Raw genomic sequence first — 16,375 nt, 5'->3', positions numbered from 1 at the left:
CAGTATTGAAATTACAACAGACCTATAACCAGCTCACCAACTGCCGCCAGAATCCGTTCGGGACATACAGGAGCATGGCGGTCATCGTGACATAACGCAGGAACTTGCCGATGGCCATATAAAACACGCATGGCCAGAACGACAACTTCAGCCAGCCGGCCAATGTGCAGATCGGATCCCCGATGCCGGGCAACCAGGCAAGCAGCATGGTTTTCGCACCATAGCGCTGCAGCCAGCCGAACCAGCGGCTTTCGCGCTCCTTGGCGAATGCCTGCTTGGCGCCGTAACCCATCCAGTAGTCAATCACGCCACCGAGCGTGTTTCCTGCGGTGGCGACCGCCATCGCCGGCCAGAACAAGGCGCCATTGGCTTTCACCACGGCGAACACGGCCGGCTCCGACCCGAGCGGCAGCAAAGTCGCCGACAACGTGCTGATAAAGAAAAGCGACGTCAGGCCGACGTCGGGTATTGCCAGAATATTCAGCAGCCAGCGAATGGCGGATTCGATCATTGGACAAGGATGGCCGCACCGCGTGCGGCGTCATGGACAGGGAGTGACATGGCGGCAATGTCAGGGCCGTCCATTATAATGGTCGGCTTGCGTGCCGCATTGGGGAACGCACGCCGACGATCCGAAGCATATGACTACCAACTATCTACAGAAAATCCTGACCGCCCGCGTCTATGACGTCGCCGTTGAAACACCGCTGGAGCTTGCGCCCACTCTCTCGGAGCGCATGGGCAACCAGATTTACCTCAAGCGCGAAGACATCCAGAGCGTGTTCAGCTTCAAGCTGCGCGGCGCCTACAACAAGATGGCGCACCTGACTCCGACACAACTGAAGCGCGGCGTTATCTGCGCCTCGGCGGGCAATCATGCGCAAGGCGTTGCGCTGTCGGCGTCGAGGCTGGGTTGCCGCGCCATGATCGTGATGCCGACAACGACGCCCCCGGTCAAGGTTGAAGCAGTCAAGGCACGTGGCGGCGAGGCGGTACTGTTCGGCGATTCCTACTCCGACGCCTATAACCATGCGCTGACGCTGGAAAAGAAGCACAAGCTCACCTTCGTCCATCCCTTCGACGACCCGGACGTCATCGCCGGCCAGGGCACGGTAGGCATGGAAATCCTGCGGCAGCGTTCGGAACCGATTCATGCCGTCTTCTGTGCGATCGGCGGCGGCGGCTTGATCGCCGGCGTAGGCGCTTACATCAAGGCCGTGCGCCCGGATATCAAGGTAATCGGCGTGCAAACCACCGATTCGGATGCCATGGCACGCAGCCTGAAGGCGGGCCGGCGCGTGACGCTGAATGATGTCGGCCTGTTTTCCGACGGCACGGCGGTCAAGTTGGTCGGCGAGGAAACCTTCCGCCTTGCGAAACAGTATGTCGACGAGGTGATCCTGGTCGATACCGATGAGGTCTGCGCCGCGATCAAGGACGTCTTCCAGGATACGCGCAGCATCCTGGAACCGGCCGGCGCGCTGGCTGTAGCCGGCGCCAAGGCCTATATCGAACGCGCGAAGGCGGACAAGAAACCGATCACGAACGAAACCCTCGTCACGGTGACCAGCGGCGCCAACATGAACTTCGACCGCCTGCGCTTCGTCGCCGAGATGGCGGAAGTCGGCGAATCGCGCGAGGCCGTTTTTGCCGTGACGATCCCGGAAGAGCGCGGCAGTTTCAAACGATTCTGCCAGCTCGTCGGACCGCGCAACGTGACGGAATTCAACTATCGCATCAGCGATGAAAAGGTCGCCCATGTGTTCGTCGGCATCCAGATTCCGAACCGCGACGAGTCCGGCAGGATCACCAAGAACTTCGAAAAGCACGGCTTCAAGACCCTCGACCTCACGCATGACGAATTGGCCAAACTGCACATTCGCCATCTGGTCGGCGGCAAGAGCGGACTTGCGCAGGACGAATTGCTGTACCGCTTCGAATTCCCGGAACGCCCGGGTGCGCTGATGCGCTTCCTCGACAGCATGGCGCCGAACTGGAATATCAGCTTGTTCCATTACCGCAATCAGGGCGGCGACGTGGGCCGCATCCTGGTCGGGCTGCAGGTGCCCAAGAAGGAAATGAAGGATTTCCGCGCCTTCCTCTCGACACTTGGCTATCGCAATTGGGACGAGACCGAAAACCCGGCGTACAAGCTTTTCTTGTAAGAACGGACGCAGGCGAACCGTTCAATTCGTCTGCGGTCAAAATCATGTGGGCGTCGCCTGCGGGCACGTTCGAAACTGCAGTCATCGTCATTCCCGCTCATGTCCGACTCCAACGCGCCGGAAGCGTCACCGCTCGGCAAACCGACCAGCTATCAGGCCGAATACGCGCCCGCATTGCTGTTCCCGATTTCACGCCAGCAGAAGCGCGAAGAGATCGGCATTGCCGGCACCTTGCCATTTTTCGGTGTCGATATCTGGAATGCGTATGAATTGTCGTGGCTGAACCTGCGCGGCAAACCGCAAGTCGCCATCGCGACCTTCACCGTGCCTGCGGACTCGCCCAATATCATCGAGTCGAAATCCTTCAAGCTCTACCTCAATTCCTTCAATCAAACGAAACTGGCATCACCGGACGCCCTGATGGAATTGCTGCGTACCGACTTGACGAACGGATTCGGCGCACCGGTTCAAGTCAAGCTCACCATGCCGGATGCGTTTGCGACGCTGCAAATGGGCGAACTCGAAGGTTTGCTGCTCGATCGCCTCGATATCGAAGTCACCGAGTACACGCCCAATCCCGCACTGTTGAAGGCGAATCATGCGGAGGCGATGGTCGAGGAAACGCTGGTGTCGCATCTCTTGAAATCGAACTGCCTGGTCACCGGACAACCGGACTGGGGCAGCGTGCAAATCCGCTACGTCGGTGCACAGATTGATCAGGAGGGTCTATTGCAGTATCTGATCGGTTTCCGAAATCATAATGAATTTCATGAACAATGCGTGGAGCGCATATTCATGGATATCCTGCGCCAATGCCGTCCGCAGAAACTCGCGGTCTACGCACGGTACACTCGACGCGGCGGCCTCGACATCAATCCGTGGCGGAGCAATTTCACGACCGGCCAGCGGCCATCCAATCTGCGCAACGCGCGGCAGTAGACGGCACTATCGGACTGGCGTTATTTATTTGATTTTGTCAGGATATTGTCATGTTCGCGGCGTAAAAGTCGATTCCCATGAGAAACCTTTTATCCGGCATGCAGTCCGAGGCATACCGGCACGCGGTTCACGATTTGGGAGTTCATTGGCACTTGCATCACACTAAGCCATTATTAAATCTTTCCTGTCGGTTCCCTGCTTACAATCAACGTCGTTTCCCGAACCCGCCATATGCTTTCTCATTCCACATTCGGTAAACAAGCCTATAATGCGACTCGATTGCCCAATTTGTGCATCGCACCATGCCATTTCGTAACATGACTAACCTTGCCAGAATCCTGTCGGCCAACAATGTCGTGCTCGATCTTGAAGTCTCGAGCAAGAAGCGCGCTTTCGAGCAGGCCGGACTGATTTTTGAAAACAATTGCGGCATTGCCCGCTCGGTAGTGTCGGACAACCTGTTCGCACGCGAACGTCTCGGTTCCACCGGACTGGGACATGGTGTGGCGGTACCGCACGGCCGGATCAAGGGTTTGAAAGCGCCGCTCGCGGCGTTTGTTCGTTTGAAGGAGCCGATCCCCTTCGAGTCGCCCGACGGACATCCGGTGAAGCTGCTGGTATTCCTGCTGATTCCGGACCACGTGACGCAGCAGCACCTTGAAATCCTGTCCGAAATCGCCGAAATGTTTTCAGACGAGGCGTTCCGCAACCAGCTGGCCACGGATCCCGATGCGACTTCCGTCCATGCCCGCCTGACTGCCTGGCAGCCGAGCGTACACGCCTGATCCGACGTCCTGACGCCATGCCTGCCACTACCCACTTGTCAATTCAGCAGCTCTACGACGACACGCGTGAAGCGCTGCAATTAGGATGGTTTGCCGGTTTTCCGGGAGGCGAGCGGCGTATCTCGGGCGATGCCACCTCTGCCGCCGATCAGGTCGGTCACCTGAACCTGATCCATCCAGGCCGGATCCAGGTCTTCGGGCATCAGGAAATTCTCTATTACAACAAGCTCTCGCCCGTCTCGCGCAAGTACCAGACCGAAGAACTGGTGACTGGCGAGCCGCCGGCCTTCATCATCGCGCAGGGACTGGAAACGCCGCCTTACATCCTTGAGGTTTGCGACGAAAAAAATATCCCGCTGTTCTCCACCCCGCTGCCCGCCGCGCAAGTGATCGACTACCTGCGCGTGTACCTGTCCAAGGAACTGGCGCAACGCGTGACGATGCACGGCGTGTTCATGGATGTGCTGGGGGTCGGCGTATTGATCACCGGCGAATCCGGCCTCGGCAAGAGCGAACTCGGCCTGGAACTGATCTCGCGCAACCACGGACTGGTTGCCGACGACGCTGTCGAGTTCGCACGCATCGCACCCAACATGATCGAGGGCCGCTGCCCGCCCCTGCTGCAGAACCTGCTCGAAGTACGCGGCCTCGGCCTGCTGGACATCAAGACCATCTTCGGCGAAACCGCGGTACGGCGCAAAATGCGCCTGAAGCTGATCGTCCATCTGGTGCGCCGCAGTACGCTGGAAGAAAATTACGAACGCCTGCCCCTGCATTCCCAGACCGAAGAAGTGCTCGGCCTGGCGATCCGCAAGGTCGTGATTCCCGTCGAAGCCGGCCGCAACCTCGCCGTGCTGCTGGAAGCGGCGGTGCGCAACACCATTCTGCAATTGCGCGGAATCGACACGCTCAAGGAATTCATGGAGCGCCAGCAAAAAGCCATGGGCAACGAGTAATCAGATCAGCGCTTCTCCCCTTCGCCTCGGCTGTCACTTCGCGCCCCATGCGGTATGATTACCGCCTATGCGCATTATCCTCATCACAGGCATATCCGGATCCGGAAAATCGGTCGGGCTGAATGCACTCGAAGACGCCGGTTACTTCTGCGTCGACAATCTGCCGCCCAAACTGCTGCGCCAACTGGTCGCCACGCGCCAGGAAGAAGGCGCCGACACATTGGCGGTCGCAATGGATGCGCGCAGTGCGGACTCACTGGCCGGTCTGCCGGCCGATATCCAGTTGCTCAAGAACGAGGGGCACGACGTCAAGGTGCTGTTCCTGACGGCAAAGACCGAATCGCTGATCGCGCGCTTTTCCGAAACCCGGCGCAGCCATCCCCTGTCGCATCGGGTTCGCGCGAGCCAGGATGCCGGCGACCAGCCAACCTTGACCGAATGCATCCTGCGCGAACGCGAGATGCTCTCCCCGATCGAAGGCATCGGCCATGTCATCGATACCTCGGGCCTGTCGGCCAACAAGCTGCGCGGCTGGATCAAGGATCTGGTGGAAACCGAGCGCACGCCGCTGACGCTGCTGTTCGAATCCTTCGCCTTCAAGTTCGGCGTACCGCTGGATGCGGATCTTGTATTCGATGTGCGCGTGCTGCCCAACCCGTACTACGACACTACTTTGCGGCCCTTTACCGGACGCGATGAACCGGTAGTCGCATTCCTGAATGCGCAGGCGCATGTCGCGGAACTCTTTATCGATATACGCACCTTCATTGAAAAGTGGCTGCCGGCATTCAAGAATGACAACCGCAGCTACCTGACCGTTGCAATCGGCTGCACCGGCGGACAACACCGGTCGGTCTACATGGTCGAGCAACTCGCGAAACACTTCGGCGCAACCGAACGCGTCCTGCTGCGTCATCGCGAACTCTCCTGAACGCACCACCTACGCCGACCATGCAAGCTGACGACTCCTGGCTCCCGCTATTTCCCCTGAAGACCGTGCTTTTCCCGGACGGGATCCTGCCGCTGAAGGTTTTCGAAACACGCTACATGGACATGGTGCGCGAGTGCATGCGGCGCAACATGCCGTTCGGCGTTGTTCTGATCAAGTCCGGCCAGGAAGTCGGCGCCGCGGCCGAGCCGGAAACCGTCGGATGCATGGCGCACATGTCGGATTGGGACATGGAGAAGCTCGGCGTGATGACGCTGCGCATCCGCGGCGGCAAGCGCTTCCGCATCACCAACACCCGGGTGCTGCCTGACCAGCGACTCGAGGCGCGCGTCGAGATGATCCCGGCGGACGACGACATCCCTGTCAGCGACATCCATGTGACCTGCGCCAAGACCCTGAAGATTGTGATCGACGACGTCAGTGCCAAGGGCCGCGCCGAACATGGCGAAAGCTTCATCAGCCCGTTTTCACAGCCGATTCAGCTCGACAGCGCGAGCTGGGTTGCCAACCGCTGGTGCGAAATCCTCCCCATCCCCCTGAAAGCGCGCCAGAAGCTGCTCGAACTCGAGGACGCGCAAAGCCGTCTGTCGATCGTTCACCAATATCTGCTGCAGCACAAAATTGTCTGACCCGCAGCGCGCAATTACATAAACGACAATAAAGCCTGCACCGTTTTGAGTCGCACGCTGTGCCATTTTTGAGAATCGCTGCGGCGATCTCTGTCGCATCAGCATTTTTTACAAGCTGTTTGTTACTGCGCAAATTCGACCGCGAGTATTCGTAGGATAAATGACGGGTCGGCTCACAGTTCGAGCCTCTCCCGGCGGGGAGTGTCAGTGGATTGCGCGTTGGAAGAAACTGCAGGCCAGCTGCCAGGATGCCGCAGCAAGAAGGCATGTGAAGACTTCCGGCGAAGTAGACATCGGTGCTCCCCGCCGGGGCAGTCCTGAGAAAAATTCCCTCTTGCTTCCTGCCGTGCAGGCATTTACTTGGCACTACTTTGAGCGCTAATCGTATGTTAATGGATGACGCACGCGAGGCTATGCGGTCAGAGTCCGTCAATCGCCGCAAGAATATGCAACCCGTGCGCGTACCTCAGATCTCTCCCATCAGCCTGATATCGCTGCTGTACGCGCTAAGCCTGTTCATCTTTTACCGGCAAGGCTTCATCAGCGGCGAGACCTTCGTCAGTGTCGCGGCCGCGGTGCTGTGCGTTGTCATCCTGTTCTATGGCCTGTTCCGGCTAGGTCTCAACAGCCACTTCGATGAACCCAGTCTGACACTGCCGCAACTGGTCGCCTCGCTGCTCATCATGCTGGTCGTGGCCTACCTGGAGCGCGCCACACAGATTGCACTGGTGCCGTTCATCCTGATCGCCTTCTCGTTCGGAATCTTTCGCTTGTCGACGGTGTCGCTCATCCTGCTGGCGATCGGCTGCCTGAGTGCCTATCTCGGCATTATCTTTATCCGCGACCATGGGGAAGGTTATAGCTACGAATTTCGCGCCGATTTGGTGCAATGGTTCGTTTTGGTCCTGACCCTGCCGGGAATGATCCTGGTCGGCAAGCAGATCCAGAACCTGCGACAGCTTCTGAGGGCGACGCGCTACCAACTTGAACACTACGAAGAAAAGTCCGTCCGTGATGAGCTGACCGGCCTCTACAATCGTCGGCAGATTCAAGCCGAGCTCGAGCAGGCGAAGCTGCAGGCCGATACCTTGTCCGTGCCCTTCTGCATCTGCCTCATCGACATCGATCGATTCAAGGAGATCAACGACAACAACGGTCACCTGACCGGCGACACCATCCTGAAAGAGTTCGCCAAAGTCGCTCGCGACAGCATTCGCGACACCGATATGCTTGGCCGTTATGGCGGCGACGAATTCATGCAGATCCTGCCCGACACCGATCTCAAGGGTGCGGTAATGCACGCCGAGCGCCTGCGCGTCTACGCGCACTTCCTGGACCTTCAGAAAATCCTGGAGCGAAAACATATTTCTCTGTCGATCGGCGTAGCGCAGTACCGCCGCGGCGAAAAGATCACTGATCTGATTGCACGCGCCGACTCCGCCCTATACCAGGCAAAACAACGCGGGCGCAACCGCGTGGAGTGGGTCGAGATAGGCTAGGCGTGCGTGCGGGAGAAGCCACCTACGCCGTTAGCAGGTCGCCGCCGCGAAACACCGCGAGCAGAAGCTTCTTGACCGGAGCAGGCAGCGGCGCCTCCTGCAACTGTTCGGCGCGATACCACACGTGACTGCCCTCCGCCGCGAGCCGGGCGCGGCCCGCCAGTCTGATTTGGTACGGTGACACGTGCAGTTTGAAATGGGTGAATACATGCGTAAACGGCTGCAGACGCTCGCATGAAACGACATGACCGAAAGACGCGAGCTTGCGCGAAACAAGTTCGTCAAACCGCAGTCTACCTTCTCCGGTATCGTGCTCCACGCACTCCATTTCCGGAAGCGACAACAGGCCGCCCCAGATCCCGGTTCCCGGCCGCTGCTCAAGCAATACGCGATCACGATCGGTGACAACCAGCATTGCGGTAGTCCTTTCCGGAATCGCCTTCTTGGGCTTGCGTTCGGGCAGCAAATGCACGCGGTCGCTGGCCAGCGCCATACAGCGCTGCGACAGCGGGCATTGGCTGCAGGAGGGTTTGCTGCGTGTGCAGAGCGTCGCACCCAGATCCATCAGCCCTTGCGTATACGCCTCAACTTCCCGGTCGGGAAGGAGCGCCACTGCCCTCTGCCACAAACCGTCTTCAACAGGTTTTGCACCCGGAAATCCCGCAATGCCGAACACCCGGCAAAATACCCGCTTGACGTTGCCATCGAGGATAGCAGCACGTGCACCGTAGGCGAAAGCCGCAATCGCAGCCGCAGTCGATCGGCCGATGCCGGGCAACTCGGCAAGCAACTCAGGCTGCTCCGGGAATTTGCCGCCGAACTCGGCGACGATCATTTGCGCGCACCGGTGCAGATTGCGTGCTCGCGTGTAGTAGCCGAGGCCGCTCCAATGGGACATCACTTCTTCGGAGCTCGCCGCCGCCAGCGATGCCACATCGGGAAATCGCGCCAGAAACCGCTGGTAATACGGAATGACCGCAGCCACCTGGGTCTGTTGCAGCATGATCTCCGACAGCCAGATGCGATAGGCATCGCGCGTGTTCTGCCAGGGCAGCGCATGCCGGCCATGCTGTTTCTGCCAGCGGATCACCGCTTCGGAAAAGGTGGGGTCGAAAAGTGTTTCGGCGCCGTCCGCCTGCGCAGCCGGCGCTTGGGCTATGCGTTTCATGTCAGGCTGTCAGGCCGCTGCCTTGAGCGCGGCGAGTTCGGCGGAAATGGCGCTTTTGAGTTCGGCCTCCAGCATCAGAAGCGTCTTCTTCTGTTCTTCCAGTTCGGCCTGCATCTTCTCCAGCGTCTCGATCTTTTCTTCCAGCGTATCGGTCGCAAGGTGAATGCGTTCGATCGACTGCTTGCGCTTCTTCAGCTGCGAGCGATGCTCCCAGATCTGCGCCTCCAGCGGCGCCATCACCACTTTCAGCCAGGCTTCCACATCACGATTGGCCTGCAGGAAACTTTGCTTCACGCGCGATGCAATCGAATCGAAGAACTTCGTCATCAGCACCACTTGGGGAGTGGTCATGATCGCCGCGGTGCCGAACTGCTTGTGGTACACGCCTTCAATCATCTCGATCTCCTTGCGGTATTTCTCGAGCGAGAAAGGCATGGGCGAAGAAAGCGCAAGACCGTGTTCGGTCGAGAATTTGCGATACATCACGGTCATCATCGCCGTGATTTCCTCGATCTTCCGATTGGAAAGGTCCAGGTTGTTCCGGATCTGCTCGAAGAAGGTCTTTACTGCAGAGCGCAATCCGGCCGAGAAGCGGCTCTTTTCCATGGCGTCGCGCGTGCGACGAATGTCTTCCTTCAGAATGTCCATTCCGAGACTGGTGAACACCTCGGTCGACAAGCGGGTAAATACGGCGCGTGTACCCTGGAGTTTCATCAGACTGGCATCGAACTCTTTTTTCTCGAGCTCGACGCGTTTCATCATGTGTTCGATGATGTTCTGGTTCTTGCCGCGCAGACTTTTGAGTTCCACCAGCTGCTCCACGACGCTGCGCCCGCGGGTGGCCTGCAACTGCTGCTTGGACGTCGTCAATTCCTGCATCTCCGCCATCAGCTGGCCGCGCACGATTTCCTGCTTGCTCGGAATCAGTTCGCCGGACAAGGCCGTTTCCAGCAACGGCAGGCGACTCTTCGCCAACAGTTCAGGATCGCGGTTAACCTTGCCAACCAGGCCTTTTTGCGCAGAAATCGGAAAAACCTGCTGCGGCGAGAGATGCAATGTCTGCGCAACACTCGCAACCTGCTTGTCGATCTGCTGCTCGATCTCCTCCGCGCTGCGCAATTCATCCCACATGCTGTCGATCTTGTTCAACACCACCATGCGCGCGGGACCGCCGCCGATGTGGTCGCGCCACACGTCGATGTCACTCCTGGTGACACCGGTATCGGCGGCCAGGATGAACAGAACTGCATGGGCATTCGGGATCAGGTTCAGCGTCAGTTCCGGCTCGGTGCCGATGGCATTGAGACCCGGTGTGTCGATGATGACCAATCCCTGCTTCAGCAGCGGGTGCGGGAAATTCACGATCGCATGACGCCACTGCGAAATTTCAACCAACCCATCGTCACCCATTGCCAGGGACGCATCCGGATCATCCTCATGGTACAAACCATAACGCTTCGCCTCCTCGACCGAGACGCGCTTGGTCAGGCTCACCTGCTTGAATGCCTCAAGCATGCCTTCGCCCGAATGAATGTCGAGCGGCAACACACTCCAGACATGGCTTTGCTCTTTGAAATCGCTGGTGGAGGCAGCTTCCGCACGGGTCTCGATCGGAAGCAGACGAATCGACGGCGGAAAGGTTTCGTCGTACAGGAGTTCGGTCGGACACATCGTTGTGCGCCCGGCAGACGAGGGCAGGATACGTTGACCGTAATCCGCGAAAAAGATTGCATTGATCAGCTCGGACTTGCCGCGGGAAAATTCCGCGACAAAGGCAATCGACAACTTGTCGTCCGCAAGACGGGCCTGCAGGCGCGAGAAGCGCTGATCACTCGCTGCATCAGCCAGATCGGATGCACCGACGCAGGCGCGATAGCGCTCAAGAGCAGACATCACGCCACTACGCCAGCTGCTGTATTCCTGGAACTTTTGGACCAGATTGCTCACGTTATCCCCGACTTAATTGCTGACAGGATCGAATCTAGCACACCCATACTCATTTTTGACAGTTCGGACAGTAGAAGGTCGAGCGCTGTCCCTGCTTCAGCTGCCGCACCAGGCCGCCGCATACGCGGCATGGCTGGTCGGCCCGGTCATATACAAAGTAGCTCTGCTGAAAGTAACCGGGCTGGCCATTCACCGCCATGAAATCCCGCAGGGTGCTGCCGCCCTTTGCTATGGCCGCCGCCAGGGTTTCGCGAATCGCCGTGACCAGTTTTTCATAACGCGCCAGCCCGATACGGCTTGCCGCCGTCTTCGGGTTGATGCCGGCCTTGAACAAGCTCTCCGACGCGTAAATGTTGCCGACGCCGACCACGATGTCGCCCGCCAGCAACACCTGCTTGATCGCCGCGCTGCGCTTTCGTGTCTGACGATACAGAAGCTGCGCCGAAAACGCCTCTTCAAGCGGCTCCACTCCCAAGCCGCGCAACAACAGGTGCTCATCGATCGCTCCGTCTTCGCGGCCATGCCAGAGCACTGCGCCGAAGCGGCGCGGATCCGTCATTCGCAACACCTGGTCATCAACCTCCATGTCGAAGTGATCGTGCTTTTGTGGTGGCGTATCTTTCGGCAAGACACGCAGGTGTCCCGACATCCCGAGATGCACGATCAAGGTGCCGTGATCGAATTCAATCAGCAAATACTTGCCGCGCCGCCTCGTGATACGAATACGATGCCCGCAGATACGACGATCAAGATCGGCTGGAAACGGCCAGCGCAAGCCCTCATGGCGCAAAGTCACGGCGCTGACGACCCTCCCTTCCAGGTAAGGCGCGACGCCGCGGCGGGTAACTTCTACTTCTGGCAATTCTGGCATTGTTGGAGCAAACTCTTTGCAGAAAGACAAACTTGACGTGAGACATGCATGATATGACTAATCCTCATTGTACAAATAGTTGCGCATGCGATCGCCTGCTTGGAGAAGCACTACTTGTACAATGGAGTTTCGGAGCGTGCGCCCACGCCCTGCCGTTGGGCGTAGAATTAGCTTTGCTTGAATAGCTGGAAATTTCCCTTGAAAAACACTCTTCTTATTGTAACTGCGTCGATCGCGTTGTCTGCATGCGCAACATGGAACCCCGATAATTTTCCGCCGATGGCCGGATCGTCGGGTCAGGCAGCAAGCCACGAGAAGTTTTCGCCGAGAAAACAAGCAGTTAGTCGCAAGTCGGACTCCCTTGCAGACACGCCCAAGGCGGAAGATCCACTGCCCGAGGTCGAGCTCTCCGAAGAGCTGCTGTTCAAGCTGCTAAGCTCGGAAATTGCCGTCCAGCGAGGCGATTGGCAAACGGCCTATGTGACACTGCTGGGCGTGGCCCAACAAACGCGCGATCCCCGCATTGCGCGCCGCGCCGCAGAAATAGCCCTGTCCGCCAAGCAGGCCGATGAAGCGCTTGCCGCGGTTCGTTTGTGGCGCACCCTGGCGCCGCATTCGGACGAAGCGACACAATACTATCTGAGCTTCGTGATACTGAGCGACAGGCTCGCCGAAGCCAAGCCGATTCTTGAAGAGCGCATGAAAGAGGCGCGTCCTCAAACCCGCGGACTGCTGGCATTTCAAATGCAACGTCTGCTCGCCCGCGCCAAGGACAAGACCGAGGCATTCTCGCTGCTGGAAGAAGTGCTGACCCCGTATCTCGACCTGCCGGAAGCGCATCTCGCACTTGCCCAGGGCGCCTACGCCAGAGGCGACACCGAGCGCGCGCAACAAGAGGCGCAGTCGGCGCTCAAGGTCAAACCCGATTCGGAACTCGCCATCCTCGCGCTTGCGCAAGTCACGCCCGACAAGGCGGAGGCCAGCAAACTGTTGGTCAAGTTCCTTGCCAAGTACCCGAAATCGCGGGACGTGCGCATGGCATATGCACGCATGCTGGTAGAAGAAAAACAGTACGGCAAGGCGCGCAGCGAGTTTGAGGCCTTGCTCAAGAATCAGCCGGACGATCTCACCTCGCTGTATGCGCTCGGCGTATTGTGCATGCAAACTAGCGACCTGAAGGCCGCCGAAAAATACCTCACCACCTATCTGAACGTGCTCGCAGCCAAGCCGGAGGAAGAGCGCGACGCGACGCAAGCCTTGCTGCTGCTTGCGCAGATTGCGGAGGAACGCAACGATTCCGAAGCCGCCCTCAAATGGCTGGCGCAAGTGGAACCGGGCGAGGCCTACCTGAGCGCACAAGTCAAGCGCGCGCAGGTCATTGCCAAGCGCGGAGACCTCGAAGGCGCGCGCAAGCTACTGCACGAAACCAACGTCAGCGGCGAACGCGAAAAGTCGCAGCTCATCCTGGCCGAAAGCCAGATTCTGCGTGACGCGAATCGGCTGCCGGAATCGATGGCGGTGCTCAAGGACGGCTTGCATCAGTTTCCGAACGACACCGACCTGCTCTACGACTACGCGATGGCAGCGGAAAAAGGTTCGCAGTGGGATTTGATGGAAACCACGCTGCGCAAGATCATGGAACTCGCGCCCAACAACCAGCATGCCTACAACGCGCTCGGATACTCGCTCGCGGAACGCAATATCCGCCTCGACGAGGCGCTCGCCCTGATCGAAAAGGCGTTAAAACTTGCACCGGACGATCCGTTCATCATGGACAGCATGGGGTGGGTGCAATTCAGGCGCGGCAAATTGAAAGAAGCGGAAGATCTGTTGCGCCAGGCCTATCAGTTGCGGCCGGATGTCGAAATCGCGGCGCATCTCGGCGAAGTACTGTGGGTGAAAGGACAGAAGGACGACGCACAGAAGCTCTGGCGCGACGCGAAGTCCAAGGACCCGCAAAACGATACGCTCAAGAACACGCTGGCACGGTTGAACGTGAGCCTATGATTGACCGCATTGCCCGGCGCGCTTTTGCCGGCGCGCTGCCCCTGTTGCTGCTGGCCGGGTGCGCAAGCCTCTCTCCCCCGGCCGCAGTTGACCGGCCGACCGCCGCTCGCCCTTACCATGCCGCGATCGACTTCACTGGACGGCTGTCAGTACGATACCAGGGCCCGCGCAACGAAGAGGCCCTGCACGGCGGTTTCCTCTGGTCACAAACGCCGTCGAGCACCAAGGTCAGCTTGCTGTCGCCTTTGGGCCAAACCATAGCTGTCATCGACGTCACACCGGACGGTGCAACCCTGACCGAGAACGGGCAGACGCTTCGCAGCGCATCCGATGTCGACGATCTGACCGCACAAACCCTCGGCTGGCCGCTGCCGGTTGCCGGTTTGCGCGAATGGTTGCAGGGTTTTGCGCTGGATGCCGGGGGCCGGCGCTTTGTCGCAACTCCCGCGGCATCTGAAGTCACGACGAAGGACGGATGGCGAATCCGCTACGCCAACTGGCAGGACGACGCTTCCTCGAAGGTACAATACCGCCCGAAACGCATCGACCTTGCGCGGCTCACGGAGCAAGCCGGCGATGTATCCATTCGCATCGTCATCGACTCATGGCAAGCTCACTGAACAACTGCCCTGCTCCGGCCAAGCTCAATCTTTTTCTGCACGTCACCGGCCGGCGCGCCGACGGCTATCATCTGCTGCAAACGGTTTTCCAACTGATCGACCGCGGCGACTTGCTGCACTTCGATGTGCGTGAGGACGGAATAATTCGACGTGTCACGGAGGTTGAAGGCGTGCCCGAGGATTCCGACCTGATCGTTCGCGCAGCAAAACTGCTGAAAACTGCAGCCGCGAATCGATCCATGGAACGGCTGGGTGTCGACATCCGCATCGAGAAACAGCTGCCGATGGGTGGCGGACTTGGCGGCGGCTCGTCCGATGCCGCGACCACCCTGATCGCACTGAATCATTTATGGCAAACCGGCCTCGCGCGTCAGGAGCTGATGAAGCTCGGCCTTCAACTGGGCGCCGATGTGCCGTTTTTCATCTTTGGGCAAAATGCATTTGCCGAAGGCGTCGGTGAAGCGCTGGTGCCGGTTGCCACTCCCGATTGCTGGTATGTCGTCATCGAACCCGGCGTATCAGTGCCGACCGCGGCAATTTTTTCCGATCCGGATTTGACAAGGGACACGAAACCCGTCAGAATATCGGACTTTCCTGAAGCATCTACCGGCTTCGGAAAAAACGACCTGCAAGTCGTGGCAACCAAGCTATTCCCTCCCATCGCAGAAGCCATAAAATGGCTGCGACAGTACGGAGATGCAAGGATGACCGGTTCGGGAGCTTGTGTGTTTTGTGCGTTTTCGCAAGAGCAGCAAGCAGACGAAGTGCTGGAAGAAGTGCACAAAACGGGATCGGCGCAATGGAAAGTCTGGAAAGCCAAATCGATCGAGCGTCACCCGCTCTCGTATTTGCTGGAGTCGTAACTCAAGAATTCGTTTGGCGTTGCATGAAGCATGATGCGACGGCAGACAACCGGTTGTGTAGGGGAATCGCCAAGCTGGTTAAGGCACCGGATTTTGATTCCGGCATGCGTAGGTTCGAATCCTTCCGCCCCTGCCATTTTTTTCCTCATGTTTCCAGCAATAGCCCGGTTGGTGCTTCAGCCAACCGGCGCGTCTGAAGTCAAAACAGGTGCCCCGATGAGCAGCGAAGGCTTGATGGTTTTTACCGGCAACGCCAACCCGAAACTCGCAGAAGCTGTCGTCAAGCACCTAGGCATTCCGCTCGGCAAGGCTCTCGTGGGTCGTTTCTCCGACGGTGAAGTTCAGGTCGAGATCCAGGAGAACGTGCGCGGCAAGCACGTGTTCATCCTGCAATCCACCTGCGCCCCGACCAACGACAACCTGATGGAACTGATGGTGATGGTCGATGCGCTCAAGCGCGCATCCGCACGCCGCATCACGGCCGCCATCCCCTACTTCGGCTATGCCCGCCAGGATCGCCGCCCGCGTTCGGCGCGCGTGGCCATCTCGGCCAAGGTCGTGGCGAACATGCTGGAAGTCGCCGGCGTCGAGCGCGTGCTGACGATGGACCTCCACGCTGACCAGATCCAGGGTTTCTTCGACATTCCGGTTGACAACATCTACGCGTCGCCGATTCTGCTCGAAGACCTGCGCAAGAAGAACTACGACAACCTGCTGGTGGTGTCGCCGGACGTCGGTGGCGTGGTGCGCGCGCGCGCACTGGCCAAGCAGCTCAACACCGACCTGGCGATCATCGACAAGCGCCGCCCCAAGGCCAACGTGGCCGAGGTGATGAACATCATCGGTGAAGTCGAAGGCCGCAACTGCGTGATCATGGATGACATGATCGACACCGGCGGCACGCTGTGCAAAGCCGCTCAGGTGCTCAAGGAGCGCGGCGCCAAGCAGGTGTTCTCGTACTGTACGCACCCGGTGCT

15 protein-coding genes and 1 tRNA gene are annotated in these 16,375 nt (G+C 58.9%); 12 read left to right on the top strand and 4 right to left on the bottom strand.

Going from position 1 to position 16,375, the window contains the following annotated elements; genetic code table 11:
- Window positions 1-22 precede the first annotated feature (22 nt).
- On the bottom strand, window positions 23-511 hold the full coding sequence (locus tag VJ651_RS21900) for a YqaA family protein (RefSeq protein WP_324109465.1): 489 nt from the start codon (window positions 509-511) through the stop codon (window positions 23-25).
- 130 nt (window positions 512-641) lie between these two features.
- Here VJ651_RS21900 and ilvA point away from each other — a divergent pair, with 130 nt between their 5' ends.
- The 7 genes from ilvA (at window position 642) to VJ651_RS21865 (ending at window position 7,922) form a co-directional block, all read left to right on the top strand.
- A complete protein-coding gene (gene ilvA, locus VJ651_RS21895) occupies window positions 642-2,165 on the top strand; it encodes a threonine ammonia-lyase, biosynthetic (protein ID WP_324109464.1) in 1,524 nt (507 codons plus the stop codon).
- 99 nt (window positions 2,166-2,264) lie between these two features.
- On the top strand, window positions 2,265-3,104 hold the full coding sequence (gene queF, locus VJ651_RS21890; protein ID WP_324109463.1) for an NADPH-dependent 7-cyano-7-deazaguanine reductase QueF: 840 nt from the start codon (window positions 2,265-2,267) through the stop codon (window positions 3,102-3,104).
- 317 nt (window positions 3,105-3,421) lie between these two features.
- On the top strand, window positions 3,422-3,889 hold the full coding sequence (locus tag VJ651_RS21885; RefSeq protein WP_324109604.1) for a PTS sugar transporter subunit IIA: 468 nt from the start codon (window positions 3,422-3,424) through the stop codon (window positions 3,887-3,889).
- Between the two features lie 17 nt (window positions 3,890-3,906).
- Window positions 3,907-4,845: an HPr(Ser) kinase/phosphatase gene (hprK, locus tag VJ651_RS21880; protein ID WP_324109462.1), complete on the top strand. Its 939-nt coding sequence runs from the start codon at window positions 3,907-3,909 to the stop codon at window positions 4,843-4,845.
- A gap of 67 nt (window positions 4,846-4,912) precedes the next feature.
- Window positions 4,913-5,776 (top strand): RNase adapter RapZ, encoded by an 864-nt coding sequence (rapZ, locus tag VJ651_RS21875; protein WP_324109461.1) that lies wholly within the window; start codon window positions 4,913-4,915, stop codon window positions 5,774-5,776.
- Window positions 5,777-5,796: 20 nt separating this feature from the next.
- Window positions 5,797-6,423 carry an LON peptidase substrate-binding domain-containing protein gene (locus tag VJ651_RS21870; protein ID WP_324109460.1) on the top strand — a complete coding sequence of 209 codons (627 nt, stop codon included), beginning with the start codon at window positions 5,797-5,799 and terminating at the stop codon, window positions 6,421-6,423.
- Window positions 6,424-6,869: 446 nt separating this feature from the next.
- Complete coding sequence (locus tag VJ651_RS21865) at window positions 6,870-7,922, top strand: GGDEF domain-containing protein (protein WP_324109603.1); 1,053 nt, start codon at window positions 6,870-6,872, stop codon at window positions 7,920-7,922.
- Between the two features lie 22 nt (window positions 7,923-7,944).
- Here VJ651_RS21865 and mutY read toward each other — a convergent pair whose 3' ends face one another.
- Genes mutY through mutM form a run of 3 tightly spaced genes read right to left on the bottom strand, consistent with a single transcriptional unit; the run spans window position 7,945 to window position 11,908 of the window.
- Window positions 7,945-9,090, bottom strand: a complete 1,146-nt coding sequence (gene mutY / locus VJ651_RS21860; RefSeq protein WP_324109459.1) for an A/G-specific adenine glycosylase — start codon at window positions 9,088-9,090, stop codon at window positions 7,945-7,947.
- Between the two features lie 9 nt (window positions 9,091-9,099).
- On the bottom strand, window positions 9,100-11,037 hold the full coding sequence (locus tag VJ651_RS21855; RefSeq protein WP_324109458.1) for a dynamin family protein: 1,938 nt from the start codon (window positions 11,035-11,037) through the stop codon (window positions 9,100-9,102).
- 49 nt (window positions 11,038-11,086) lie between these two features.
- Window positions 11,087-11,908, bottom strand: coding sequence for a bifunctional DNA-formamidopyrimidine glycosylase/DNA-(apurinic or apyrimidinic site) lyase (gene mutM / locus VJ651_RS21850; protein ID WP_324109457.1), 822 nt, complete (start codon window positions 11,906-11,908; stop codon window positions 11,087-11,089).
- Window positions 11,909-12,106: 198 nt separating this feature from the next.
- On the opposite strand from mutM, the gene VJ651_RS21845 reads away from it, so the two are divergent.
- The 5 genes from VJ651_RS21845 to VJ651_RS21825 all read left to right on the top strand — a co-directional run.
- Entirely contained in the window at window positions 12,107-13,915 is a 1,809-nt protein-coding gene (locus VJ651_RS21845; RefSeq protein WP_324109456.1) for a tetratricopeptide repeat protein, read from the top strand.
- Window positions 13,912-14,535, top strand: coding sequence for a lipoprotein insertase outer membrane protein LolB (gene lolB / locus VJ651_RS21840; RefSeq protein ID WP_324109455.1), 624 nt, complete (start codon window positions 13,912-13,914; stop codon window positions 14,533-14,535). The genes VJ651_RS21845 and lolB overlap by 4 nt, the downstream gene beginning before the upstream one ends.
- Window positions 14,520-15,398, top strand: a complete 879-nt coding sequence (gene ispE, locus VJ651_RS21835) for a 4-(cytidine 5'-diphospho)-2-C-methyl-D-erythritol kinase (protein ID WP_324109454.1) — start codon at window positions 14,520-14,522, stop codon at window positions 15,396-15,398. Before lolB ends, ispE begins: the two co-directional genes overlap by 16 nt.
- A 59-nt stretch (window positions 15,399-15,457) precedes the next feature.
- A tRNA-Gln gene (locus tag VJ651_RS21830) sits at window positions 15,458-15,534 on the top strand.
- An 80-nt stretch (window positions 15,535-15,614) separates the two neighbouring features.
- A partial coding sequence (locus VJ651_RS21825; RefSeq protein WP_324109453.1) for a ribose-phosphate pyrophosphokinase occupies window positions 15,615-16,375 on the top strand: 761 nt, incomplete at its 3' end.

This window comes from Noviherbaspirillum sp., assembly GCF_035254865.1.
In the GTDB taxonomy this organism is placed as follows: domain Bacteria; phylum Pseudomonadota; class Gammaproteobacteria; order Burkholderiales; family Burkholderiaceae_D; genus Noviherbaspirillum.
Note: the sequence above shows the minus strand (reverse complement) of the source record. Positions and strands in the feature narration are given on the sequence as shown.